This window comes from Candidatus Chazhemtobacterium aquaticus (assembly GCF_009936135.1).
GTDB classification, from domain to species: domain Bacteria; phylum Patescibacteriota; class Microgenomatia; order UBA1400; family Chazhemtobacteraceae; genus Chazhemtobacterium; species Chazhemtobacterium aquaticus.
The window spans coordinates 419,374-444,650 of sequence record NZ_CP047901.1 but is presented as its reverse complement, the minus strand read 5'-3'; the positions used below and the strand labels follow the sequence as shown (position 1 = coordinate 444,650).

Here is a 25,277-nt window from a genome sequence, read left to right as displayed (position 1 = left end):
TATAAATGTTAAATGCTGCTGTAAGTAGGAGCAGATTGAGAGAAGAAGCGGAAAACCCAACCAAGGAAACCGTTGTCACCAGAGGAAAGCTGGATCTGCTGGAAAAGAAGGGTATTTTGTTGCTCAAGAGCGGTGATGGCTGAGCTCAAGTCCTCTTTTTCAGCTGGGTAAAGAGCGTTTTCCTGAAGAATGAGGAGCTCTTCGACCAACTGCTCATTTTGTTCAATGGTGGCTTGAAGCCGATTGATAGCCTTGTAGTTGGGACCGAATAGCTTGACCATAAACCGGGGGCGATTTTCGAGTTGTTCTAGGCTTTCGCGAACCCGCTCTTGAATCTGCTCTTGTTCCTGGGCAATGACTCTGACTTGATCACCAATACCGCCACGACGGTCAGGAAAAGATAGAAGGTTGTCGACTTGCTGGGCGACAATACTTAAATGCTCGCTGGCGGTGGCTCCTCGGTTGGCAATACTAACATCTGATTTGCGCCCACCGGTGGTGGCATCGTTAGGCTCCTGCTGTTGTTGTTGGTTGGCCACCTCAAGTTGCTGATCTTCGCCTTGGTTTTGAACCTGAATGGTGTTGGTATTACCTTGCTGTTGAGCGTTATCACTTGCAGCAAAAATAACGGAGGGAGAGGTAAACACAAGAAAGGAGAGTAACAAAGAAACAAAGAGTGTATTCATTAACAGAGCAGCTAATTGGTGTTCTTGATCTAGTGTAGCAAACTAGACAAGTCTTTGGTGTCAAGCTTTTTTGAATCTCCCGGCTTGAGGTCACCAAGCTCAAGTTCACCAATGGCAACTCGTTTTAATTTCTCAACTTCTAGCTTCTGAGTAGAGAACATGCGACGAATCTGCCGATTTCTGCCCTCGAAGATGGTGATGGAGAGCAAGCTTTTGTTGCCTTGAGGCCTGATGACCTCGATCTGGGCAGGAGCAGTGCGGCCATCTTTAAGCATGACGCCACGGCGAAGGCGGTTTAATTTGGTGGGGGTAACGTTGCCGGTAACTAGGGCATGATATGTTTTGGGGATTTGGTGCTTGGGATGAGTAAGTTTAAAGCCAAGATCGCCATCATTGGTGAGTAGAATCAAACCTTCTGAGTCCTGATCGAGACGACCGATGGGATAAAGGCGAGTAGAGCTTTTGACTAAAGAGGTGACGGTGGGTCGGCCTTGGGGATCGCTGGTGGTAGAGACGTAACCTAGAGGCTTGTAGACAAGATAGGTCTCGAGTTCCGGTTTGTTTGAGACAACGACTTTGCCTAAGAATTTAACCGTGTCTTTGTCGGGATCAACGGTGGTACCTAGTTTGGCAGGCTGGTCATTGACCAGAACTTTGCCTTGGGAGATAAGGGTATCGGCTTGGCGACGGGAGGCAAGCCCTTGCTGGGAGAGATATTTATTTAAGCGAATCATGAAAAGCTATTTTTCCCGCTCGACGGTAATGGTGCACTCGGTTATGAGGGCGGCAACGGCACCAATGGCAGCCAGAGGGGGAGCAAGGACTGCGCCGATAACACCGATGCTTAGAGGGATGATGAGGATGGTTTTGCCCTGCTGATCCTTAATGGTGATACGGCGAATATTACCTTGATGGATCAGGTCTTTGACTTTTTTAAGCAGCTGATCGCCAGAAACTTTAAACTCCTCGGTGGTGGTGGTTTTTGCTTTAGTAGCCATTATTTCCTCCAGATGACTAAATTGTACATGAGCCAGTTGTAAGGAAGGATTAAAAAGCCGATGGAGAGGACTAAAGCAAGCTGGCGAACCAGGGTGGTGTCACCAAAGGCGAGAGTGGCCAGGCCGATGGCTATAAACTGGATGATGACGGCACCAAAGGAGGTCAGATTAAACTGGAGAAACTTGTAGAGAAACTTGAAGGGATTGGTGATGCGGTCTGAGGAGAAAGTCCAGAAGTTGTTTAATATAAAGTTGCTGATGATGGCAAGCTCAGCACCCAAGCCACCTGACCAGGAGTTGGGATTGGCAAGCAAACTTAATCCTGGGGTAGAAGTATAAGCAGTAAAGGAGGCAGAGAGAGAGTCAGCCAGACCGCTTCTTCTAAAAAACTCTAACCCTAAAGAGTTGACGACAAAGCCGGTGAAACCGACAACGGCAAATTTCAAGAATTTTTTGGTAGCAGGATCGTTGATACGGGTAAGAAGAGCAGTTCTTAAGCTATCTACTAAAGTGCTACCTTTGATCTTGCTCTCCCCTTTTTCACGCAGTCCAAACTGAAGAGGTAACTCTTTAAACTTAGGGTTAAGGCTGATTAGCTGGTAGAGAAGTTGGAGTTTGTAGGAAAACTCAAGGCTGTAGAAGTGATCAAAATCAACCTGATCAAGAAAACCTTTGACTCGGGTCAACCTAAGCCCAGTGGTGGGATCGGTAACTTTTAAGAAATTTTTACCCGGGAAGAAGAGAATGAAGCGGGCGACTAAACCACCAAGCTCTGAAAACATGACGCGTTTGAAACCCCAACCTTTGGGGTTGCTGCCGCCTTTGATTTTGCGACTACCAATGACAACGTCGAAACCCTGAGTGGCTTGCTCAAGCATCTGGGGGATCATCTTGGGTGGGTGCTGGAAGTCGCCATCAAACTCAAAAACAAAGTCGGCCTTGAGTTTGGTCATGGCGTGCTTGAAACCAACGATGTAGGCATAACCGATGCCGGCTTTTTTGGGATTGGTCAGCAGGTGAAGATTTTGGTATTTCTTTTGATGACTCTTAACAATCTTGTAGGTGCCATCAGGAGAGGTGTCATCAACGACAAGCAGGTGCATCTGGTAGTCCTTGATGGTAGGGAAGGTCTTGGTGAAAAGATGGGTGATCATGTCGCCGATGGTGTCGGCTTCATTGTAGGTGGGGATGATGACGACGACGGTGGGTTTGTTTTTGCTGGCCATGGGTTGAGTATACCCCCAGAGGCTTGGTTTTTGGAAGAACCGGTCCGGTTGATGTGAAATTGGGTTTATGACCTGTTATTCAAGCGTGCCGATAAGGTAGGTTTCAAGAGTGATCCGGGCACCATCTGAGTGAGGAGTGCCTGAACCCATAGGGCGAGTATTAAACAATACAGTGGCATCCTGACCACAACCCTCGAGGATGGCTTCCCCGCCGGGGTGATTGGAGACAAAAGAAGTGACGTCATAGACTTGTCCTTGAATAACTAACCAACAACTGTCGGCGGAGTCATGAGTGACAACTTCTTCCATGGTGTAGGCTTGAGTGGAGTTTTCTGGCTCTTTAAAGGGAGTGGCTTCCTGATCTAGCGAGGGAGAGATGGTGCTGGTAGGGGTGGGGGTAAGCTCTGAGATGGGATTTAATGAACAAGCGGATAAAAGTAGTGAGGCAATAACTGGAGATATTGCTTTTTTAAGCATTATTTAAATTCTGCTCAACTTGAGACCAGTCAACAATATTCCAAAAAGCATCGATGTACTCAACCCGACGATTCTGGTATTTAAGATAGTAGGCATGTTCCCAGAGGTCTAGACCTAAGATCGGGGTCAGTCCTTGAATGAGGGGAGAGTCTTGATTGGGAGTGGTAATAACTTTTAGACGATCGTTGTCCTTAACAAGCCAGGCCCAGCCGGAACCAAAGTGAGATGCGGCGGCTTGGGTGAATTGTTGCTTGAAGGTGTCAAGGTCGGTAAAGGTCGAGTTGATAGCTGAGGAAAGCAAGTTGGGTAATTGCTCCTGCTTGTTGGGAGTAAGAATTGACCAAAAAAGAGAATGGTTGAGATGCCCTCCACCATGATTCCTAACGGCTAAGGCAAGTGAGTCGGGCAATGAGTCTAGTTTGGTGAACAATTGCTCTAAGGGTTGGTCAGCGTACTTAGTACCCTCAAGAGCGGCATTTAGTTTGTCGATGTACCCTTGATGATGCTTAGTGTAGTGAAGCTCCATGGTCCTGGCGTCAATGTAAGGCTCAAGATCAGAGTAGGAATATTTTAGGGTGGGAAGAACTTGGATCATATATATCTAAGTTAGCAGATTGTAGAGGGGTGTCAAGTAAGTTAGGATAAAGATATGGAAAGGGAAAAGATTAAAGCAATGATAACAAAAATGGTGATGTGGTCGGTTAAGAACCACTGGTTGATGTTGGTACTGATACTAGGACTGCAGTACATCTCTGGCGAGGCAATAGGGGGAGATAAGAAATGGCTGGAGATAACCGGATATCAGAACTGGCGGATGATACACGAGCTTAACAGCAAGTTAATCCTGATCGTGACTGGCTTACTGGCTCTGGAAAAGGGGTATTTGTTTTTGCTTAGGAGCAGAAAGATATGATGGTTGGAGGTTGTTGATATAGTGGTAGGTATGAAAGAAAAAGAAATAATTTTAGAGATTAAGGGAGTATCAAAAAACTACGGCAGGACCGCGGCTGTAAGGGCAGTAGAGATGAAGATTGGAGCCGGGGATATTTATGCTTTGATTGGACCTAATGGATCAGGTAAGACGACTTTGATGAAGATGATTGTGGGACTGCTTAGGATAGATAAGGGAGAGATATCGATACTGGGTAATCAAATCAAGGGTGAGGCGATAGGGGCAAAAAGGTTAATCGGTTATGTACCAGATAAGCCGGAGGGTTATGGATATTTGAGCGGCAAGGAGCTGCTTTACTTGACCGGAAGACTTAAGGGAATGCGGGAAGCTGAAGTAAGAGTGAGAGTAGAACAACTGATGAAATTGTTTGATATTGAGAAAATTCTAGAAGGAAGAATGGATGGATACTCAAGAGGTAACTTGCAGAAAACTGCCTTTCTAGCAGCTCTGCTTGGCGAGCCTAAACTATTAATAATCGATGAGCCGATTGTGGGACTTGATCCGGTGAGTATAAGGGTGTTTGGAGAGAGATTGGTCAAGTTTGCTAAGGATGGTGGGGCGGTGCTGTTTGCCACTCACACACTCGACTTTGCCAGCAAGTATGCCAACAGGGTGGGAGTGATGAGTGAGGGAAAGATAGTGGCAGAGGAAAAACTGAGTAACAAAATCAAAATTGAAAAGGTTTACGAAAAAGCTCTATGAGTGAGGCTTTAAATCAGATTAAACTAATTGCTTTTAACGAAGCAAAACAGGTTAAGGGTTGGTTTAGAGAACAACTGCTAACTAAGCTAGTGGTACTGGTTGGGTTTGCTGGATTGGCAGTGTTGGTAGCCGGATTTATCTGGCTGTGGTCATGGGGGTACATGAGCAACCTGGCCCAGTATGAAAACTATGGAGAGCTAACCGCCCTTTATTTAATTAAAGCAGGGCTGCTGGTAATCGCTTGGTTGGGTCTTGGTAGTGCGGTGACAAGCAATTTGACCAGGATGGCAAATAAAAATGCCGAGATGGAGTACTTGCTTGTTTTACCTATCAAAAAAGGAGTGCTGGCTTTCTGGGGAATGGTAAAAACAGTGTTGATGAACTGGGTGTTGGTGCTAGTCGGCTTGCTTCCACTGATGTTGGCTTACTTTATGGCTTTTGATTGGGGAGTAAATGCGACCCTAGTTGGTAGAGTGTTACTAGTTGGACTGGTGATGGCAATGATGGTGACAGCTGTCGGAAGCGGGTTGGTTTATGCCACAGGCAGATGGTGGGTAAGGATACGGGGTGGTGTGAGTGTGATTGGCGTATTGGGTTTTTTTGGAGTAAGTACCTGGTTAATATTGAAAGTAATTTTTCCTGGGCAATTAAAAACACTTTACTCAAGTGAAATAGAGCAGTTTATGAATATTTATACTGCCCTACCATTACTGTCTGAGTGGTGGCCAAGTTCATGGATGGCTTCTATGCTCTTTGATTTTGCCCAAAACTGGTGGGTGTTGGCAGTGTCGATGTTAATGATGATAATAGCTTGGTTAATAGAGAAGGAGACGATGAGAAGGTTGTGGCAGTTAAGCCAAGAAAGAGAAGATAGAGAGAAAAGATATGGCTTTAATTTGTTAAAGAGTGGTGGTCTGGTAAAGAAAGATATTATCGGAGTGTTGCGAACTCCGACTGAGTGGGGTTATGGAGTGTTGTTGATGGGAATGGCGGTAGCATTCTTTGTGTTACTGGGCCAGGCAACTAAGGGTAGCTATTGGTCAAGAAAGTTTGAGGTAGAGATTATGGTGGCTGCTCTTGGATGGTTGCTTTTTTTCGTAACGGCTTTTGGCTTAAGGGTGGTATTCCCACTGATGGCCAGAGAAGGAAAGGTGAGTTGGTGGCTGATGAGTATAGGGATGGGAAGAGGGAATATTATTGGAGACAAACTGAAGGCGGCTTTGATACTTGGTTTGCCGCTGGTTTTAATATCAAGTTTGGTGTGGCTGATTATGCCGTTTGAGATGACAAGACTGTTGTGGATGTTTGCTTTTACGGGAGTTTTGGTAATTAGCTTAGTGCTGTTGTTAAACCTGTGGGGAATGATTTCACCATTGTTTAAATTGGCGGATCAACCAGATAAGGTGAGTACGAGCATGTCGGGACTGATGGCTCTTGGTGTCTCTCTTATCATTATCGCCTGGTCTGTCTTTACAGCCAACAAGGCACTAGAAAACGGTAACCTTGATTATCTGACAATAATGGCAGGTGTGGGTATGGGGACACTGATGGTGGGCGTATCGTATTGGTTGGCTAGAGTCAGAATTAGTAAGTATGAGTTTTAAATGGGAAAACAGCTAAACGTGAGGGGAGGTTTTAAACCACTAGGTTTTAGAAGCCCCTGGTGGAATGTGGTTAATCATTTCCAGAGAAGAATCTGGGTGAACAAAAAGGAGATGGAGAAAGAGAGATTGAACAAAACAGAAAGAGGTAATAAGAAGAGTTAGTTGATGTGCCAGAATTTCCATTGATGAGGGGGCTCTTCACCAAAAAAGCACAGGTGGAGAAAGTCGTTTAGGTCACTTACGAAAACACCAATACCAAAACAGATGGAGGTGAGTCCCAAAAATGAGGTAGACCCAAAACCGCCAAGGAATATAAGGAGGGCACCCCAGATCCAGTGGTGAGGATTGGGAATAATCCAGAGCTTATCTAGATTGCCAAGATACTTGTCGCCATATCGACCTAGGGCGAAACCAATAAAAGTGACAACGAGTTCAAACAAGTAAAGCGATAGAAAGGGTAGATAAAGGACGGATATAGGTATGAGGGAGTGGGGAGTTTTGGGTAGCATTAGTGGGTATAGTATATAGGACAGAACAAGAAAGGTATAATTGAACCATGAAAATAGATATTCTGACCATATTTCCTGAAATGTTTGTGGGTCCTTTTGGCGAGAGCATCGTGAAGCGAGCGATTGATCAAAAGCAGGTTGATATTAAGATACATGACTTGCGTGAGTGGACTGAGGACAAACACAGAAGCGTAGATGCGCCTCCGTATGGCGGTGGGGCAGGAATGGTGATGAGAGTGGATGTAATCGACAAGGCAGTAAGTAGTCTGCGAAGTAAAGAAACAAAAGTAATTTTGCTTGAAACTAAAGGAAAAATATATAGCCAGAATGAGGCAGTGAAGATGAGTAAAGAAAAACACCTAATCCTGATTGCGGGACACTATGAAGGAATAGATCATCGGGTTCATGAGGAAATCGCTGATGAAGTGTATTCGATTGGTGAGTATGTATTAACGGGAGGAGAGCTGCCAGTGATGGTGGTGGTGGATAGTATAGTGAGGCTGATTCCTGGAGTATTGGGTAACCCTGAGTCCTTAAGTGAGGAGTCATATAGTGAGCCAGGGAAGAGAGAGTATCCTCAGTACACCAGGCCAAGTGAGTACAAAGGGTGGAAGGTACCCGAGGTATTGCTTGAGGGGAATCACGCTGAGATTGAGAAGTGGAGAAAAGAAAAGAGCGGCAAAAGGTAGTTTTTTTGCCGCCCTTGTGCGGATGGAAAGTGAGGATTAGCTGCCTTCGAAGAAGTGGCAGCCTTTGTCGGCCCGGCCGCAATGGTATCCTTGCTCACACCGAGCACATTCACACTCACAGTAGCCAAGCTGATGCATGATCCAATGAAGGACCCGACGCATATTACACCTCCAATCAATGGGCTATAGGATATATTATATCAAATTCTTACTCTGCGGAAAAGCCGAAAGGCATGAGATAGATTAAGGTCTCGCTGGCCGGAAGTTTTAGAAGAGAAGTAGATTTGGCCAGATCAAAGCCACCGGTAGCAACTGTACCTAAGCCTAGACTTTCTGCCTGGAGGTATAGGTTCTGACTAACGTGGCCGACTTCGAGATAGACATTGTGGGAGACGTCGTTACCGTCAAAAGCATCCTTCATTTTTTGGAAGTTGCCGGTGATGGCGATAACTGCAGGGGCTGATTTGAATTGTGATTGGACACCAGCTAGAGCCATTTGCTCACTGAAATCGCCTGACTGAAGCAGCCGAAGCTGATGAACTGGGTCTAGGTCACCTGGAATATATTCATAGATACCAGATTCAAGACCGGTAACATCAAGAGCAACTAGATAAAGAGTGAGAGGATAGGCTGACTTGGCAGAAGGAGCGGTGCGACCACCCCAGTCGGTGGTGACCCCCTGGGCAGACCAAAGTAGCTGGGAGACTTGATTTAGGGTAAGGGGTTTGTCTTGGAAGGATCGACGAGAACGGCGAGTGTTGAGGGTTTGCTCTAAGCTAACACGGCTTGTCTTGACGGGACTGGGAAGGGCAACTGGCTCATCGATATACTCCTTGGTTGCTGAGGTGTCGGAAGTAACTGGCTGCTGTGTAGATGATTTAGAGGGGGAAAATAGCCAGATGACAACAATTGAAAAGACAACTAAACCGAGGAGGGTTAAAGGAGGAAGGGCGGGTTTGTTTGATTTGCGGGCGGGCATTGATTAAATAGTAGCAAATGCTATCTAGTTAATGTAGGTTTCAATCTGAGACTCTGATTTGAGCTGGTCAAACCAAGCGTAGAACTCTTGTTGTAGCTGTTGTTGAGTCAGACCTTGCTTGATCTCTTCACGAACCTGATCAAGCTCGACTCCTTCGTACATGGCTTGGTTGGCTTCGAAGTACTCGGCGATTTGCTCATCGGTGATGTTAACGTCGAAAAGTTTGTCGGAGAGACGATCTTGAGTTAGTTTAAGACGGAGTTGATCAGATAAGTCGGCTTCAGATAGGCCGTACTGAGTCAAGGCAGAGGCCAGATTCTCTTCACCACCTAGACTGTCAACCAGGGATTGGCGCTCGTTGGCTAAGTCCTCATCGGTGATGGTAATACCCTGTTTGGCGGCTTCTTGTGTGAGGAGTTCATTGTTAACCAACTCTTCTAAAACGGCGTCACCGTAGCGATTGGTAAGAACCTTGTTTAGCTCCCAACGAGTAATGGGGGTCTTGTTGACAGTTCCGGCGATGAGAAGACCACGATAGCGCTGAGCAACTAAGAAAAGGGCGATACCTGAGAGAACAATAATGGCGAAACCTAGAAGAAAATTGGTAGAAAGTTTAGGAACGGAAAATACTGGAGTAGTCGTAGGAGTAGCGGCAGTCTGGGGAGCTACTGAGGTTGTTTTGGCTTGAGAGCGAGAACGAGAGCGGGTAGAGGTAGTCTTTTTTGATGATGCAGTCCGGGTGTTAGTTTTTTTAGTAGCCATGCGGGTATTGTAGCGGATATTTTTTGGAAGGTAAACAAGAAAAAGCCCGACTCACGGTGTGTGTGGGTCGGACCAAGGGCGAAGAGGATTAGAGGACGTAACTACAGAGAATGGCTACGAGATAGCCAACCACGAACAGAGAGACGGCGAGGGCTGAAAGAAAGATGCTCCAGAGACCGCCAATAAGAACGGCGATCAGGATGATAGCACCGCCAATCAGACCAAAGCCGAAGGTAAATCCGGCAAAGACCAGTCTCTGTGTCGGGTTTTTTACCTCATGGACAAACTCTCTCCAGGCTACCTTAAGTCGAAGCAGCATCTGCCTCTCTCCTGGTTAGGGAACGATACCAGGATTATATAACATTATGGGTTTGGCGCATTAATCTTCTATGGGAAGAGACTGAAGGTGGATGTCAGGATCAACAGGAGGAACAGCCGGATCGGGGAGAAGGATGGGGAAGTTTTGGAGCTGATCCCTGATATTTTCTAACTCTGAGTTAGTTTTGATGGTTGGAGTAGGAGTAACGTTGGGCAAGGGTGGAGGCGAGGCGGGAGGAGGACGAAAGATGGAGGCTAAAGTTGAACCAAAACGGATACCTAAAAGAACAATGACAAGGACTATAAAACCGGTGAAGATTAGTTTGATACGAAAGCCAAATTTTACCCAGAAGTTTTTGAGCTGAGCAATCCAGTCCATGAGTTGAGGATTCTTTTTGGCTTGGGATATAAAATCCTGATACTGCTTCTTGATTTGATCAAGGATGGTAGGAGGCGGGATCCTAGACTGGACTTGGGGTGGAAGGTCTTGATTAGTTTCTGACATAGCGTGACTCTAATTCAATCATAAGGTTAAGTAAGGTAATCTGCTTGCTGTGGACTTCGCTTAGGCGCTCATTGACCTTGCGGAAGTACTGAACTGGGTTGAAACTCTCGGCCTCGAGCGTACCACCAAAGGTGCTAATGGAATCCAGCTCATCATTGATCTCTTTACCTAACTGGTCAATACGTGAAAGGCCCTGCTCTACTTCAGGAATATCGGTTTTGTCCTGAAGGGCTTTTAGGACGGGGTCGTAGATAGCCCGGGAGTAGTGTTGGTAATAGGCAAGTTGGGCGACTTTTAACTCGGTCTGAGCGGTACTGTAAAGAGCGTCTCGGTTGATCTTGGCTTGGGGATCTGAGTACTCAACCATGACCTGGTCAAAAGCCGGTGTAGATCCGGCAGCCTGGATATTGGTTTTGTGGGTAAGATACCAACTGTTTAGCTCCTCTAAGCGGGCAGCTAGATTGGCAGCTTTTTCGTAAGTAGAGGTGAACTGAAGTAACTGGAGACGTAGCCAACGAGTGTAAGAGGTCATAACATCGACACGGGCTGAAGCTGCTAGTTTGGCAGCTTGTAAGGCCTCTTGTTCGGTTTTTAGGTTAAGAGAGGATAACCACTGCGACTTGGCTAGAGTGAAGCTGTTGTAGGCATCACGATATTGATCGAATTGGTGGCGATAGTCGGACTCGGCTATGGCAATAGCATTGGTGGGGTCGGTTTCCTGAGCCAGCAGAGGGAGAGAAAAAGAGAGGAGAAAGAGGAAGCTGGCGAGAAAAAGAGTAGTTAGTTTCATTAGTTTTTTAATATGAGTGAGATGAGCAGAATAGCACCAAATAGGGAGATGAAGAAGTACTCGAGGATGATCTCGCGGTGAAGCTCATCCTGCTTGTAGTGATGGATGATACCCCAGAGGAAATAGGAAAGGGAAGTAATGGCAACGGCAGCGGCCTGAAGCTGAGGCTGGTAGCTGAAAACAAGGGTAGCAGTCGCTCCTAGAGTTAACAGGATCAAAAGGATGAAAAAGTGGAGATGGTGGATGGAATGGCGTTTTCGTGACATTAGAGAATGAGACCTTGTTTAATAATCAAGCTTAAGGCAATGACTAGACCTAAGTAAGCCAGGTGAGCCCAGTTGCGACCAGAGATGCGGATTAAGTTCTTGTCCCAGGCAACATACCAGTCGATGAGGAGAACAACAAAGATGAGGATAACGAAGGAGAGGGAGATGACCTTGGAAAGAGTAAAGGTGTTGATTAAGGGATAATTTAGATCGCTGATTTGAGTAGGAACAAATTGCTCTGGAGTGGGAGTGGGAGTGGCATCAGGCAATTGTGGCTTTTGTGTCGGGGTAAGAGTGGGGGCAGTTGGTTCTTGAGCTATGGCCTCACGGACAAGAGTGGTTTGCGATCCTTGGGTGAGGGCAGGGGCGGTTGATTGAGGAGTGCCAAACATCTGGACAACCAGGGTTGTCTCTACACCACCTAATTGACCATCGACCACAGCAATGCCGATGTCTTGATAGCGAGCGTTCATGATATTGTCACGATGAGTGGGTGAGGCCATCCAGGCATCAACAACGGCTTGCGGATTGGTAAAGTCACGAGCGAGATTCTCACCGGCGTGAAGGTAGTTGTAACCAGCGGCTAAGATGAAGGACCAGGGCTTGGTGCCGTCAGGAGCGTTGTGAGCCCAGTAGTCTTTGGCAAACATGTCGGCAGCTTTGCGCCTGGCGGCGTCACTTAGTTGATCGTTGTAAACGACGGGGGGTAGACCAGCCTCAGCCCGTTTCTGGTTGGTGAGCTCAATGATCTGAGCCGGGGGAATCTGGGAGGCGTAACCTAAGATGGTGGGATACAGAACGGTGATGTAGGAAAGTAAGGCCTGAGAGGTGAGAACAAAGGAGACAATGATAGCGAGGGTAGCGGGCTGAACTAGCCTAGGACGGTAGTTGTTACTTTTTTGGGGGATGAAGAGTTGGGCAAGTCGGTCAAACATTGATTCTATTCTAGCTTATGTATTCGGTAAGAGTTTGGCAAGTAAGCTGTAAATCTTTGAGGTGTTGTAAGTGATATAGTGAAGTTGATGTTGGCGTTTATGTTATTCGCGTTTCAGTTGGTGGTGTTGTTTTTCCGGATGATGAAGATTTTCTGGGGCAGAACCTTCTCGATATGGTCGGGGCGGTTTGTGAAACATGGTTCAGGATATGTGGATATTAATCCGGCCCTTGCCTACATTAGCTTGATTCTGTTGGTAGTCTTCGTGATTTATTGTACGTATCAGGTATACCGAAACTATTATGTTTCTGGTAAGAGGTGGTTGAGTTATGTGTATGCAATGGCACCTTTAACCTCCACAACAATGGCTAGGTTTTGGTTTCGTCTTATGTCTTATGCTAATTATTCGGGGTTTCCAGAGATTTATAATGATAGGACGCCGACATTCGTTATCCTCAATTCTTTGGCAGGAGTTGCATTGTTTGATGATTTTTTTGGTTTATTATATGAGAGATCGCCATTGTACGGTTGGGCGCTTATAGTGTCGATATTAACCATCGTGTTGGTACTGAGGTTCTTGTCTAAAAAGATAATTGCGTTTTTCGCTGCAATTGTTTGGTCGGTGGTGGTGTTCACTTCAATGTCTTTTACTTGGTTTATGTTGCTGTTAGTGGTGGCTGATAGTAGCCCCGTATATAGACCGGGTATTAGTTATGGTCTACTGTTGGTCTTGACGACATTGTCGGGAGGAATGTTTATTGTATATGGCTTATCGGCGATTATTGGGATAATGAGGGGTTGGTTTTGGAGGGCGCTTCTGCCGGGAATGTTACCGATGCTATTGATGTGGATTGGGGGAGTTTTGATGTTTATGAATAGTAAGTTATCAGGTGGCTTGGTGATATCGACTCTGGAGATACTTGGGTTGGCAATGTTATTTTTTTACTGGTGGTGGAGGAATTTTAAAAAGATTAGGTTGGGGGATAGAGGTGAGGAATCAAGCCAGGAGTCTGGTTAAATAATGTAATCAGCTGGGAGCGTAGAGGTTATTTTTTCCTGATGTAGAAGATGTAGATGAGGATTATGCCAACGGCAATGATGATTAAGATGCGCCAGAGAATGGAAGGGGATGAGTCTGGGCCACCTTCTGGAGTGGCTTGGTCAAGAGCTTGATCAATAGCATCGGAGTCTGGTGAAACTTCTGACCCCTCTTCATCCTGATCTTCATCTTGAGAGTCCTGCTCACCAAGAATCTGACCGGAGCCGGATTGAGCGGCAACTAATTTGGTACCTGAAAAACTTTCTGAACCAGTGACTGGAGTACCTTCAGGCGCAGATTGAGATGAGGAAGTGGTTGTGGCGGTGGTTTCCGGGTCAGAAACTAGACCTGAGGTATTGCCGGCTGGATCAACGTTTCTGATGGCGTAGTAGTAAGGCTTGGGCTCTGGATGGCTGTTTTGCCACTCAATATCAGTATTGGGGGTGACATCAAGAACAGCGATTAAGCTCGCATCCTGGGCTATGAAAACTGGTTCGTGATAGCGGTAGATGTAGACCTTGTAACTTTGGGTGGAGCTGGGGTTATGCCACTTGAGAATATATGCATATTCGTCTTTCCAGGATTTCTGGAAAGATTCTGGAGCAGGGGGTAATTCCCGATCGACAATGGTGCTGGTTTCATCAGAAGCACAGTTACCGGCGTGGTCACAAGCAGTGGATCGGAAATAGTATTTGTCGTCTTGAGTGATGTGGGAGCTATTAACCATAAATTTACCAGAGGAGGAGGTAAGGGTGGTTAGGTTTTGCCAGGACTGGCCTTCGCGGCGGAATTCTAAAGTGACTTCCCTAAGGCCAGATGTACCTGCATCAAGGGCGGTGTAGGAGATTTCAAAGCTGTTGGTGTTTTTGTATGTAGGCAGATTAACAATATGCACTGAGGGAGCAGTGGTATCAGGCTTGGGTTCTTCAGCTAAAACTGGAGAGGATACAACCAGGGGGATGAGGGTTAAGGCGAGGGTAGCAATGAGTTTTTTAATTTTGTCTTTGGGCAGTCTTAAGACCAAACCTAAGGCAATGAAGAGTAAACCAAGAAGAGCCCAGAGACTGGGAGTACCGGTAGCTGCTCCTAGCACCTGTCCGGTTGAGGTTGAAGCACCTAGAACATCGCCTTGCTGATCGCCACTGACACCAGCACTGTAGTCAAGGTCTGAGGCAATGGCGAGCAGGGCCGTGGCATAGTTGGAGAAAACCGGACTCTGGCCAGGATCGTCACCATTGGCGACTGCTACATTAGTGTGATCTCCGCTAATATCAACAGCACTGACATCTACATCATAGGTTAAGGTGTAGATTTCTGGATATTCGTCCTCAGAATTGTATTGATAGATGACTGGGGCGATGTCCCAAGTATAGGGGTTGGTACCTGATGTTGGCGGATTTATGGTAGTACTATCTGGGCGGGTAAGAGTAACGGAACCTGTATCGAGAACGAAGCCCTCGGGAAGAGTGTCGGTAATGCTGACATCATCGACCTGACCAATACCCTCGTTTCGAACAGTAAGTGTATATGTAGCCGTATCACCTGATCTGGTGACCGACTTGGTTAGAACTAAATCTGAAGGAGAGTAGTTGCCGAAGTTGTACCAACCACCCTCACCCATACCAAAACCTGAAGTAATGGTAAATATGTATCCATTAGGATCAGACGGTTCTGTTTGGATCCAATCGGGTTGGGGAGTCTCGTAAAGCCGGTAGGTGCCTGGGCCTAGATTAATAAATTCATAGTAACCATCAGGCCATTCCCCTGCTCCTGTGAGAACACAGTTGGACCCTTCGGGTATGGATTCATTAGCTGAAAGTAGACTTATTTCGTGTTCCTCGCCTTGCTGATGAGGGACAAGACAGATCTCCCAGTCGTTAAGATAGCCTTCGTAGGGATTGCTTAATTCGTCGTAAAGCTGCTGGGATCCATTGGCATTGATGTCGTGATATTTATACCCTTTAACCATGCCCATGCGGAAGTTAACAAAAGTGTATTGATTATCTTGGCCAGGTGTAAGAGATTCAAAAGTGTGCTCAGTGTCACTTAAGGCGATGTATCCTGAGTTTTCTACGTTTTCAGATATTTTGTATGACTGATATGGATCAAGATCTGTCCAGGTATAGCAGCCGTCATTTTCTGTCTCTTGAGTGTCTACAGGCTGGCCATTTTGATACAAGCTAATTGGCCAACCAGCAACAATATTTTGATCATCGGTAGTAGTAGTGTTTCCATCAGAGTCTTCTACTTTGCAGGCAGTAATGGAGCTGTTGCGAGCATTAGTAAAGTCAACTTGAACTGATTGCTGATTAACTAGATCGACAAACCAACTTAATGATTGTTTAGGACTCCAGCCTTCTCTTGCTTCTTCTTTAACGAGGTAATAGCCTGAGGTGAGGTTTTGGAAGTCATAGCCATTGACAGTAGTGGTGGTAGTTATTATTGGCTCAGAGCTACAGTCTCCATGTGCAGCACAGGAAAAGAGCTGAATGGCCCAATCACTTAGAATTTTGGTACCCGTACCCGTATCCTCATATTTGAAACCAGAGATACTTTTGTTGGCGAGATTAATGAGAGTGAATTCCTCCGTGGATGAGTCAACTGTAACTTGAGTGTCGTGTCCCTCTATGTTCTCCCAACCAGCTTGAAGTGATTCGTAAAGAGTGTAGTCACCATAGGGGACATCTTCGAAGGTAACACAACCGTTCTCGGAAGTGGTGCCAGTAAAACCTTGATAGACCGAAACGGAGAGAGGATTGGTAATAGAGTTAATATTGTCTGAGATGACATTGTCATAGATTTTAAAACTGAGAGATCCGCCGGGGTGTGAGCTGAGGCTGTATAGGTATTCGTGAACATCGCTGAAAAGACCCCAGTCAACATTGTTGCCATTAACCTGGATCTCTAAAGCTCCTGGAGTGTTAAGCTCGTCGCCACTAACCCAGGTATCATAGGGATTGGTGTGAGCACTGTAGGATTGTCCAGGAATACGAAGAGAGTAGCCAGCGTCGGCAATACCAGCATCACCCCAGTTGGCAAAGCGATAGGTACCATGAGCAAGTAAAGCATAGTCACCTGCGGGTAAATCAGCTGTAGAGACAGAGGTATTGTTGACGGGAACGGTGTAGGTACCGATTTTTTTACCTAAAAGCCCTACGTTCCAGCCAGAGAGAGGTGTCTGGTTGTCATTCACCTTACAAACGGTTACATCTGAGATTTTGGGTAAATCTTGCTGATTACCAAAATCTGCCGTGAGTTCATCATGAGAATTGAGGGTGAGGTGGTGATATTTTGGATTGGTTGGGTAAGTTTGAATCCATCCTTCTTGGTTTAACTCGATAACCTGATATTCTCCCGGTTCAAGGTTGGTGGCAGTGTAGTAACCATCTTGATCAGTGGTATAGATTTGATCGGTGACGTCGTAGATGCGGATTGTTAGCGTCCCTAAGTTATCGTTGTACCAAGAAATAGGACCACCAGCTTCCGAGATCTTAAAGTTCTTACTTACCCCTGATCCTTTTAAAACTGTTTTGTAGAGATGGTTTTGGTTGTAGCTACCCCAATCAACGTCTTGATCGTCTATAACGAGATCAACAATCCTGGGGTCGCGACTGGAATCATCATCGTAGTTGAAATAGGTAGACCAGTCATCGGTACTGGCATAATCGGCGTCATTGTATTCAGCACCATTCTTGTTATTCCAGGTGCCCTCAGCTTCGATAAGATAGGTACGGCCAGCAGTCAGAGGCAGACTGTCTTCCCCGTTGGAGTCATTGGTATTAAGCGTAATGATTTGATACGGATCTTGATTGGTTGGATGGACAATAATCTGCCAGCCCTCTAGACCTGGCTCATCGCCACGCTGTCCGTCTCCGTTAATATCATTCCATTTATGACCAGAAATGGTACCAGCAACCATGCTATTGGCAAAGTCATATGTTTCAAGTTGGCCGACTGGATAGAAACCTGATGAAGGAGAGTTTCTGGTCCAAAGAGGACGATTTTCTTCGAAAATATACAGTGTTTCTGCGGAACACATCTCGCCAAATGTATACAAACCACCGTCTCTGGTAACACGGGTGTCTATAACTTCGAATACCTGAACTGTAAGTGAGCCTGAGTTATTGTAAGGATAGAAGTCATTGAGTTTGAAGGTAATGGCGGTGTTGTTACCTGCTACAAGTGCTGTGTATGTGTGGGAGTTGTGATACTCGCCCCAGAATGGTGGGTCGGCAACGCCACCAAGCTCGAGATCTAGGAGGTGATCTCCATGTGATTCGTAACCAGTGACTAAGTCGGTCCAGGTATCACCCGAGAACTTACTGGTGACTGAGTACTCTGCATCAGCAGTAATCGTGTCACCGGCTGAATATGTACCCGAAGCGAGAATAATGTACTGTTTTCCACTATCAAGAACTGGTCCTGAAATAGTGGGGGCATTTAAAGCTGGAACTGCGATTTCTTCAGAGATAGCTTTAGTGAGATAGATGTTCCATCCATCAATACCTTGTTCTGAACGACCGTCTATCTTTTGTCCGGAAATTTCCTGACATGACCCTATACACTCCAGACTGACATCATCTAGGAACATGCCAAATGAGTCAGCCTTCCCAAGTTCTGTGAAAGAGATGGTGGTTAGATCACTGTTGGCAGTAAAGGTGTGAGTTTCTGTGACCCAATTGATACCGCTTGAACCTGAAAGGATGCCACTATTAAATACTTCTCCTCCATTAACTTTGACCTGGAGATGGTTATTGTTGTGTTTGGGGCGAGGTGAATGTTTCCAGGATAGGGTGTACTGATAGCCCGGAATGGTGGGAACTTGTTGAGAAAGAGTAGTTGAGGCTGGTTCATTGTTGAGATTTCCGTCTGGTCCGACCCAGTCGCTATCTAGCTCGACATACGGGTTATCGACCGGTGCCCAGTTGTTGACTCCGGCATGAATCTCAATTTTGGGTGATGGACGATCTTGGCCGGAATATGAAGATGATCCGCCGTACCACTCGGCTGTCCAGCCAGGTACTTCTTCATTTTCAAAGATGTCCCATTTTTTGGAGTGAGCAACTGTCGGGATATCAAATCCGCCATTGGCGAGGTTCTCCGGTCGACACTCTGCAATCCACTGACAGGAAGAAGAACAAGGGGATGATCCATTAAGAGAGCTATAGTCGCACTGCTCACCGTCCTCTACTAACCCATTGCCACAAACTGGTTCGGGTTGGCTTTGTCCAGGTTCAAAGTCCCAGATGGTAGTGTGATTGGCAGTTCCGAATTTAAAGAGATCTATGTTCTCTGTATATCCATCTGAATATGGTTCGCCAACCCGAATTCCCATCCAAGGATCTGAAACGCGAATACGAATATTGGGGAAGGCGGCTACTAGCTCATTAATTGAGCGATATTCTGAGGTGCTGCCGTCTGGCCACTTAGTGGCACTGCCACCATGACCACTTAAGCCAGACCAACTCCAAAGGGCGTTACCATTGTTAATGGCATCCCATTTTTGCCATGTGTCTTGTTGGACTGTTCCGTTGGCGGTGGGGTGGAACAGGAGTCGTTTCTGCCATGTATCTGAGCCATCAAAGTCAACGTTAAAGCCAAGATAACCGACTCGGTTGGCTGATCCGCCGTTACCAGCAGAGGGATTGTAGGTGCTGTACGCGAGGGTTGTGATACTTGCCAAAGGTATGCCGCTAAACTGATACGTAGCCAGGTTCCTTCTTTGGGTTCCGGAAACACTAATCTCGACGCTACCATCTCCTCTAGGCGGTGTGCCTGGTCCGATGACAAATGACCCGAGTGAGTTGTCGATAGTATTGGATTCGTCGTTATAGAAGAACCATGATTTCGGCTTGGCCATAACATCACTAAGGTCTGTAGCTAAATCTGAGTGATAGACAACGATTATTTCTTCAGTAGGTTGGGAGTCGTCACAAGGACCATCAGTGTCATAGACCTTATCATTGTGTGGGGTGCCAAGATGTCCGCTATATGACTGTGCGTTATGAAAAGTCAGGGTAACCTCGTTGCCAGGGTTGTGGTGACAGATGGTTTTGGGATATTCACTTACAGAGTCAGTAAAAGTAGTCGACTTAACTAGACTTGAACCTAAAAAGACCTCTATTAAATAGTTGGGGCGATAGATACCATCTAGCTGATAGGCGTAGTAGATAGAACCATTTTCAGTGCTGGTAATGGAAGTCTCGTACCGGACAGTAGGCTCATCCTGCGATGAAATAACTAGAGTATAGGTGGTATTGGGTTGATAGTCGGAACCGGAGATGATGACTGTTTCTGTTGGTGCATAGTCATCTTTATCAGTGGAAAGTGAGGGAGTAAGCTGAGCACTGCCTTGGGCATCAGGAGAGTCTAGATCCACAGATGGTGTGGGAGAAGGAACTGGGTCACTAGGGGTGGTAGCTAAGTCAGGATCAACAGGATTGGTATCTGGTAATGGTGTGGGGATAACTTCTGGGGTAACTTCTGGGGTAACTTCTAACGTTGGTGTTGGGGTGGTTTCTGGAGTAGGAGTTGCAGTTAGGGTTGGCTCTGGAGTGGGAGTAGTTTCCGTAGTTGGAGTAGGTTCAGGTGATGGAGTGATTTCTTGAGCGAGAATGTAGGGCGTAAGGGAGTTTGTCAGAAGAATAAGAGAGAGGGCAAGGCTAGTGAATCGTTTTATCCAGATCTTTTTCATGCAGTTATGGGTCTGTAGTAAGCTCATTCTAGCTTTTTTGGGCCGGCTGTCAACTATGACAAGCTTAGTTAGGGTTAGCAAAAAGTAGAAGTCGTTTGAGGGTAGTACCCGGAGGATAGCAGGTTTGGAGGATGAGAGTGTTGTCTTTGATTGAGGAAACTAAATCGGGGATGTCTTCGGGCGAGACGACTTGCTGATGAGTGACCTGGTAGTGATATTGCTGGTTGTTATAGAAGAGGTAGATGGAGTCACCCTGGTCTAGCTTGGAGAGAAGAAAGAAAACAGCGTTGTAGCGAGTAAGATTAAAAAAGTTATCGGTTGAGTGGGCGAAGATGAAGACGGGTCCTGACTGATTAGGCAAACTACTATGTAGAGCGTGGGCAACTCCTTTTTTAAGAATGGGAAGATAGATGTCAGGGTTGCCACTATCGATGTTGGGAAAGACTCTGGTATTAAGACCGATCTTGGGGATGACTAGAGAAAACTCAAAGTTGTCTGGAGTAATGACGACTTTTTGTTCTAGAATCTCTGGTTGCTTGTTAAACTCCTCTGCTTCTTGTGATGAAGAAGGCAAGATGATCTGCTCTGGAGATGGAGGGGGGGTGATGTGGAAACAGAGCTCCTGAGTCAGAAGAGGAAGAAAGACAACGATGAGGATGAGGACACCAAGACCAAGAAGAAGGAAACTTAATTTTTTGTTCATTTTGATGGGGTAATTATAGCGGGTAGGTTCGAATTTTTTTGCGGATAACTGGATATTGACAGGGGGTGCAGGAAGCATAGAATCAAGCTAGATGCGTGGCTTATATTATCCAATCTTGTGCTTGATGTATCAGTTGATACTACCTAGATTTAGCCACACTGACTTAGCCTGTTTTGTTTGGAGAAGTGATAATCAAACTCTTACTTTTTGGGTCTAGTTTTCGCTATACCAATGACTCTATTCTTTATATATATCAATTAGTTCTTTTGGAAAGGGGGTGAATACAAGAATGAAGAAAATAATCGCAATCGGAGCAGCAGTAGTGTTGTCTTTGTCTCTATCTGGTTCAGCGATGGCCTTTTGGTTTCTCATGCCTCCCATGCCACCAAAGCCAGAGCCTGTCGAGGTTGAGATCGAGAACGAGGATATGCTAGTGGTTACCAAAACCATGGCCAAGACCGTGACTGGTGAAAATAGCCAGTGGGGTATTGCCAAGGTTGGTGATGTAATCCAGAAACTGTGGACTGGTCAAGGCATGTCAGCCGCTCAGGCTGGAGTAACCGTCGGCATGACCATGCTTCCAGGATGTGATTGTCTAGGAGAGATGCCTGAAATTGAGATCGAGAATGATGATCTTAAGGTAATCACCAAGACAATGGCCAAGACCGTGACTGGTGAGAATAGCCAGTGGGGTATTGCCAAGTACTCTTGGAGCAGCGATCTAACCCAAGAAATGGGAACTGGAGCCGGAGCTTCACAAGCCATGTCTGAGGTAATGGTCGGCTTTACTGGTTGGTCTTCAGTTACTACAGATTAGTTGTAGTGATGTGAATAACCGGCGGTGGGTGATCTCACCGCCGGGGACCAATATATATAGATGAGGAGATGATAAGTAGAAAAAAATTAAGAAGAAAAACCAAAAAAATAGCTATAGCACTGCTTAACGTAGTACTACTGCTTAACCCGATAATCTCAACCACTATGGTGATGGCGGAGGATGGTGGTGGAGAAACCATAGGGGAAATAGTAAACATCGAGACCCAAGCACCACCAACTGAAGAGGAGGTGAAGACGGAACCTAAGGAAGAAGCAGCCCAGGCAACACCAGAAGAAACGCCAAGTGCAGAGTTAGAGATGGAAACAGGATCGGCAGTGGCGGTGGCGGAGTCGGTGGGAGTCGTAAATACAACCTTGGTTGAGAGTGAGATAGAGGTCGCAACTGAGGTGGTCAAAGAAACAGAGGGGGACATAGTACCTTTTGTGATGGAGAAAGAAGCAACAAACTCGGCAGAACCGGAGAGTAATGAGGGAGGGAATGAGGAAGGTGTGAATATTGAAATTGACAACCAGGCCGAGGTGGTGACAATCGCATCGGCTTCGGCAATTACAGGAGAGAACCTACAAGTTCAAGAGGGTGCAACCGGTGAGGCGAAGATGAGTACCGGGACAGCGGTAGCTCTGGCAAACGGAGTAACGGTGGCTAACACAACCTTGATTAACTCTGAGCTAGAAGTGGGAACAATCAGCGTGGTAACACCATGGGAGGGAGATCTGATCCTGGAGCAGATGAATGGAAAAGAGGGGAGTTTCTTTAAACTAATCGGAGGAATAGATATATCAAATACCGGGCAAGTTTATGGCGAAACTACGGCTGAGGCGATAACTGGAGAGAATGTTCAGCAAGCAAGCGGAAGCGCGACTATGGAAACGGGTGATGCTGTGGCTTTGGCTTCAAACAAGACGATGGCAGATACAACCTTAATTGGGGTGGATGTGTTTGAGTTATTAGTCGAGAATCTATTCTTGTGGAGTGGAGGTATAAGGAACTGGGAACATGCAGGGAGTTGGACTGATCCATTAACAATGCTGGCTGGAACAGGTAAAGGAGGATGTGAAGCTGATGGGTGCATTAATGAGGTGGAGATAGAGAATGAAGCAAAGGTAACAACAGTAGCTCAGGCAACGGCAGTGAGTGGTGGAAACACACAAGTAACAAGTGGGAATGCTTCTATGGTGACCGGACCAGCGTATGCCGGGGCAAGTACAACAAACATCGTTAATACGACTCTGATTGATTCCCGATACCGACTGTTGCAGTTGCTGTTGTTTTCGCCTTGGAAAGGAGACCTGGTGTTTGCATATCCTGATTTGGTAGCCGGACTCCAAGTGCCTGGTGAGGTGAAGGCAGGAGAGATATTAAGATTTAAGGCGGGGGTGGTAAATGAGGGGGATAAGAAGATGGTGGACAGTAAGTTGCGAGTATTGGTAAGTGATGGAACGAAGATAGTGTTAGACCAGGAAAGAGGAGTGGGGGACCTTGATGTTAATGAGTTGCGAGAAGAAGAGTTTGAGTTGAAAGTTGATAGCGGCTGGCAGAAACTGATGGTGAGAGTGGAGGCAACAGGTAGCGAGGCAGATGAGAATGAGAGCAACAACTGGGCAGAGGCAGAGGTGTCAATACTTGAGCAAGTGGATGGGGCAGGAGGTAGTGATGAGGAGAGCGAGGCGGAGGCTAGTTTAGCCTTAACGGGGGGAAATAATATTGGTGAGTATGTTTATGGCGGTGATGGGGTGAGATATCAGTTTAAGGTCTGTAATGAAGGACCGTCAGGAACAAATGAACTGATGATGATACAAAGATTCTTTAATCAAGACGGGGTCTGGTTGGGTGAGATGGAACTACCTCTGGGAGAACTGGAAAGCGGTAAGTGTCGAAATGTTAACTTTGTTTTTACAGTACCGCCCGTTGCAGGTGAGTATTACACCGAGACAGTGGTTAAGGGTATGGCTGGAGGAAGAACTGAGATCTTTTCAAATACAATTAATGATCCATTGCCGGTACGAGGCAGGTTGGCTTCGTTGATAGTGTCAGAGGCAGCGGCTCAGGAGGGATCAATTTTGGGCGGAAGTGAGGATATGGTGCTGGGAGACCAGGATAGTGCAAGTGTATGTGCTAACTGTAACCCGTGGCCGTGGTATGGTCTGTCGGTAGTTTTAAGCCTTTCTTATTACTGGTTGAATAGTAAGAAAGAGGATGTGAGAAAGCGGAGATATGGTCTGGGAATGACGGCTCCACTGATTGCTTACGGAGGACTATGGATGAGTAGTCCTGGATGCAGAGATGGATTGCTATTACTTGGCCGATCGGGATTCTGGTGCAAGTGGTTCTTGGTGATTGCCTTGGTGATTTATGGGGTGATTATGGTTGGAGGGGAGAGTATAAGGAGGAGGAAATAGGGATTAAGTAAGGTCGATACAAAAAACCCACCGATGAAGGTGGGTGTTTTGGTTGCCCGGCGATGACCTATTTTCGCAAAACCTTGCGGACAATACTATCGTCGGCGCTGAAACGTTTCACGACTCTGTTCGGAATGGGAAGAGGTGGGGCCATTTCGCACTGATCACCGAGCAGTGAGCAGTCCAAGGTTTTGGGCTGCCTGGAGCTAGGTGATTTTTAGTCCCTTGGCAAGTGAATAGAATGTTTTAGATGGTCGCAGAGCAAAAAACTTAATTTACTCTTTGACTATTAGTACTGGTTGGCTAAATGCATTACTGCACTTACACCTCCAGCCTATCAACCTGGTAGTCTCCCAGGAGTCTCCCGGCTCTAAAAGAGCCACAGATTCCTCATCTTGGGAAGGGCTTCCTGCTTAGATGCTTTCAGCAGTTATCCCAAACCAATGTAGCTACCCAGCGATGCACTTGACAGTGACAACTGGCACACTAGGGATTGGCGCAACTCGGTCCTCTCGTACTAGAGTCGAATTCCCTCAAGAATCTAACGCTAACAGAGGATAGAGACCGACCTGTCTCACGCATGTAATCTCTCCTATTACTAGAAGCATGGACTATACCATCACCCTTATAATTCTGATAAGGGGATCGACGTGTTAGTAATCAATTTGTGATTACTCCATTCCATTGTCATTGGAATGAGTCTCTACGGGGTCAACAATCCTTTTTGTTGCAGATGGTGACGAACCCTCTGTGTATTTATGGTGCGTTTTTTTGAAAAATTTAGTTTCTCAAATTTATCAATCAATTTTGCTAACTCAAGAAAATCTTGAGCAGAATTAACTGATTTGGAATAATCTAAAATGTTTAGCATTAATTGTGCTTGTTTCTTTTTTAGACGAAGATAGGGGAGAGTGATTTCTATAATCTTTCTTATAGATTCTCTGTCACCTATTGTGTATTCAATAATGCCGTCTTTACGATATCGTAAATAACCTAGTTTTACCTGTTTTTGGAGCTTGTTCAGGAACTCTTTTTCAGTGTCTTTTTGAAAAAAGACGACTGACGGTGCGACTTGATAGTCGTATCTATAGGTAGAATTTGGTTTGAGACGGACATAAATACTTCCATCTGCGTCCAAGAAGCCAGCTAAATATGCTTGAAGCGTTTTTTTCATAAATACAGGACTGCGACTTCCCTCGATATTATC

General features: G+C 46.0%; 24 protein-coding genes and 1 rRNA gene. 7 read left to right on the top strand and 18 right to left on the bottom strand.

Translation table 11 applies throughout. The features are described from left to right. Positions 1–8: 8 nt before the first annotated feature. The 6 genes from MICH65_RS02380 to MICH65_RS02355 form a co-directional block, all read right to left on the bottom strand. Complete coding sequence (locus MICH65_RS02380) at positions 9–686, bottom strand: hypothetical protein (protein ID WP_161931826.1); 678 nt, start codon at positions 684–686, stop codon at positions 9–11. Positions 687–715: 29 nt separating this feature from the next. Then, a complete protein-coding gene (locus MICH65_RS02375) occupies positions 716–1,420 on the bottom strand; it encodes a pseudouridine synthase (protein ID WP_161931825.1) in 705 nt (234 codons plus the stop codon). A 6-nt stretch (positions 1,421–1,426) separates the two neighbouring features. After that, on the bottom strand, positions 1,427–1,684 hold the full coding sequence (locus MICH65_RS02370) for a DUF4342 domain-containing protein (protein ID WP_161931824.1): 258 nt from the start codon (positions 1,682–1,684) through the stop codon (positions 1,427–1,429). Next, complete coding sequence (locus tag MICH65_RS02365; protein ID WP_161931823.1) at positions 1,684–2,910, bottom strand: glycosyltransferase; 1,227 nt, start codon at positions 2,908–2,910, stop codon at positions 1,684–1,686. Before MICH65_RS02365 ends, MICH65_RS02370 begins: the two co-directional genes overlap by 1 nt. Before the next feature lie 75 nt (positions 2,911–2,985). Further along, positions 2,986–3,387 (bottom strand): cytochrome b5 domain-containing protein, encoded by a 402-nt coding sequence (locus MICH65_RS02360; protein WP_161931822.1) that lies wholly within the window; start codon positions 3,385–3,387, stop codon positions 2,986–2,988. Beyond that, a complete protein-coding gene (locus MICH65_RS02355; RefSeq protein WP_161931821.1) occupies positions 3,380–3,982 on the bottom strand; it encodes a superoxide dismutase in 603 nt (200 codons plus the stop codon). The genes MICH65_RS02360 and MICH65_RS02355 overlap by 8 nt, the downstream gene beginning before the upstream one ends. Before the next feature lie 54 nt (positions 3,983–4,036). On the opposite strand from MICH65_RS02355, the gene MICH65_RS02350 reads away from it, so the two are divergent. Genes MICH65_RS02350 through MICH65_RS02340 form a run of 3 tightly spaced genes read left to right on the top strand, consistent with a single transcriptional unit; the run spans position 4,037 to position 6,645 of the window. Then, entirely contained in the window at positions 4,037–4,300 is a 264-nt protein-coding gene (locus MICH65_RS02350) for a hypothetical protein (RefSeq protein WP_161931820.1), read from the top strand. A 30-nt stretch (positions 4,301–4,330) separates the two neighbouring features. Then, positions 4,331–5,041 (top strand): ABC transporter ATP-binding protein, encoded by a 711-nt coding sequence (locus MICH65_RS02345; protein ID WP_161931819.1) that lies wholly within the window; start codon positions 4,331–4,333, stop codon positions 5,039–5,041. Then, positions 5,038–6,645, top strand: coding sequence for a putative ABC transporter permease subunit (locus tag MICH65_RS02340; RefSeq protein ID WP_161931818.1), 1,608 nt, complete (start codon positions 5,038–5,040; stop codon positions 6,643–6,645). Before MICH65_RS02345 ends, MICH65_RS02340 begins: the two co-directional genes overlap by 4 nt. A gap of 158 nt (positions 6,646–6,803) precedes the next feature. On the opposite strand, the gene MICH65_RS02330 is transcribed toward MICH65_RS02340, so the two are convergent. After that, positions 6,804–7,154 carry a hypothetical protein gene (locus MICH65_RS02330; RefSeq protein ID WP_161931816.1) on the bottom strand — a complete coding sequence of 117 codons (351 nt, stop codon included), beginning with the start codon at positions 7,152–7,154 and terminating at the stop codon, positions 6,804–6,806. 47 nt (positions 7,155–7,201) lie between these two features. Between MICH65_RS02330 and trmD the strand changes: the two genes are divergently transcribed. Beyond that, positions 7,202–7,843: a tRNA (guanosine(37)-N1)-methyltransferase TrmD gene (gene trmD / locus MICH65_RS02325; RefSeq protein ID WP_161931815.1), complete on the top strand. Its 642-nt coding sequence runs from the start codon at positions 7,202–7,204 to the stop codon at positions 7,841–7,843. A gap of 208 nt (positions 7,844–8,051) precedes the next feature. Here the strand turns inward: trmD and MICH65_RS02320 are convergent, their stop codons facing one another. The 7 genes from MICH65_RS02320 to MICH65_RS02290 all read right to left on the bottom strand — a co-directional run bounded on the left by MICH65_RS02320 (position 8,052) and on the right by MICH65_RS02290 (position 12,398). Continuing rightward, positions 8,052–8,822, bottom strand: a complete 771-nt coding sequence (locus tag MICH65_RS02320) for a SagB/ThcOx family dehydrogenase (RefSeq protein WP_161931814.1) — start codon at positions 8,820–8,822, stop codon at positions 8,052–8,054. A gap of 24 nt (positions 8,823–8,846) precedes the next feature. Beyond that, positions 8,847–9,584 carry a SurA N-terminal domain-containing protein gene (locus MICH65_RS02315; protein ID WP_161931813.1) on the bottom strand — a complete coding sequence of 246 codons (738 nt, stop codon included), beginning with the start codon at positions 9,582–9,584 and terminating at the stop codon, positions 8,847–8,849. An 88-nt stretch (positions 9,585–9,672) separates the two neighbouring features. After that, positions 9,673–9,903, bottom strand: coding sequence for a hypothetical protein (locus MICH65_RS02310; RefSeq protein WP_161931812.1), 231 nt, complete (start codon positions 9,901–9,903; stop codon positions 9,673–9,675). Positions 9,904–9,963: 60 nt separating this feature from the next. After that, positions 9,964–10,407: a hypothetical protein gene (locus tag MICH65_RS02305; protein WP_161931811.1), complete on the bottom strand. Its 444-nt coding sequence runs from the start codon at positions 10,405–10,407 to the stop codon at positions 9,964–9,966. Then, positions 10,394–11,197, bottom strand: a complete 804-nt coding sequence (locus MICH65_RS02300; RefSeq protein ID WP_161931810.1) for a hypothetical protein — start codon at positions 11,195–11,197, stop codon at positions 10,394–10,396. The genes MICH65_RS02305 and MICH65_RS02300 overlap by 14 nt, the downstream gene beginning before the upstream one ends. After that, positions 11,197–11,463: a hypothetical protein gene (locus tag MICH65_RS02295; RefSeq protein WP_161931809.1), complete on the bottom strand. Its 267-nt coding sequence runs from the start codon at positions 11,461–11,463 to the stop codon at positions 11,197–11,199. Before MICH65_RS02295 ends, MICH65_RS02300 begins: the two co-directional genes overlap by 1 nt. Then, on the bottom strand, positions 11,463–12,398 hold the full coding sequence (locus tag MICH65_RS02290; protein WP_161931808.1) for a CAP domain-containing protein: 936 nt from the start codon (positions 12,396–12,398) through the stop codon (positions 11,463–11,465). The genes MICH65_RS02295 and MICH65_RS02290 overlap by 1 nt, the downstream gene beginning before the upstream one ends. A 99-nt stretch (positions 12,399–12,497) precedes the next feature. Between MICH65_RS02290 and MICH65_RS02285 the strand changes: the two genes are divergently transcribed. Continuing rightward, complete coding sequence (locus tag MICH65_RS02285) at positions 12,498–13,415, top strand: hypothetical protein (RefSeq protein ID WP_161931807.1); 918 nt, start codon at positions 12,498–12,500, stop codon at positions 13,413–13,415. Between the two features lie 28 nt (positions 13,416–13,443). Here the strand turns inward: MICH65_RS02285 and MICH65_RS02280 are convergent, their stop codons facing one another. Together MICH65_RS02280 and MICH65_RS02275 are read right to left on the bottom strand one after the other, a co-directional pair. After that, positions 13,444–20,130 carry a DUF11 domain-containing protein gene (locus MICH65_RS02280; RefSeq protein ID WP_161931806.1) on the bottom strand — a complete coding sequence of 2,229 codons (6,687 nt, stop codon included), beginning with the start codon at positions 20,128–20,130 and terminating at the stop codon, positions 13,444–13,446. A gap of 64 nt (positions 20,131–20,194) precedes the next feature. Then, entirely contained in the window at positions 20,195–20,833 is a 639-nt protein-coding gene (locus MICH65_RS02275) for a sortase (protein ID WP_161931805.1), read from the bottom strand. 289 nt (positions 20,834–21,122) lie between these two features. Between MICH65_RS02275 and MICH65_RS02270 the strand changes: the two genes are divergently transcribed. Together MICH65_RS02270 and MICH65_RS02265 are read left to right on the top strand one after the other, a co-directional pair. After that, positions 21,123–21,650: a hypothetical protein gene (locus tag MICH65_RS02270; RefSeq protein ID WP_161931804.1), complete on the top strand. Its 528-nt coding sequence runs from the start codon at positions 21,123–21,125 to the stop codon at positions 21,648–21,650. A gap of 68 nt (positions 21,651–21,718) precedes the next feature. Further along, the gene (locus tag MICH65_RS02265) at positions 21,719–24,070 is read left to right on the top strand and encodes a CARDB domain-containing protein (protein ID WP_161931803.1); all 2,352 of its coding nucleotides are present in this window, start codon (positions 21,719–21,721) and stop codon (positions 24,068–24,070) included. A 54-nt stretch (positions 24,071–24,124) separates the two neighbouring features. Here MICH65_RS02265 and rrf read toward each other — a convergent pair. Further along, positions 24,125–24,242: ribosomal RNA gene (gene rrf / locus MICH65_RS02260) — 5S ribosomal RNA — on the bottom strand. 531 nt (positions 24,243–24,773) lie between these two features. Beyond that, positions 24,774–25,244, bottom strand: coding sequence for an LAGLIDADG family homing endonuclease (locus MICH65_RS04445; protein WP_425305011.1), 471 nt, complete (start codon positions 25,242–25,244; stop codon positions 24,774–24,776). Between the last annotated feature and the right edge of the window lie 33 nt (positions 25,245–25,277).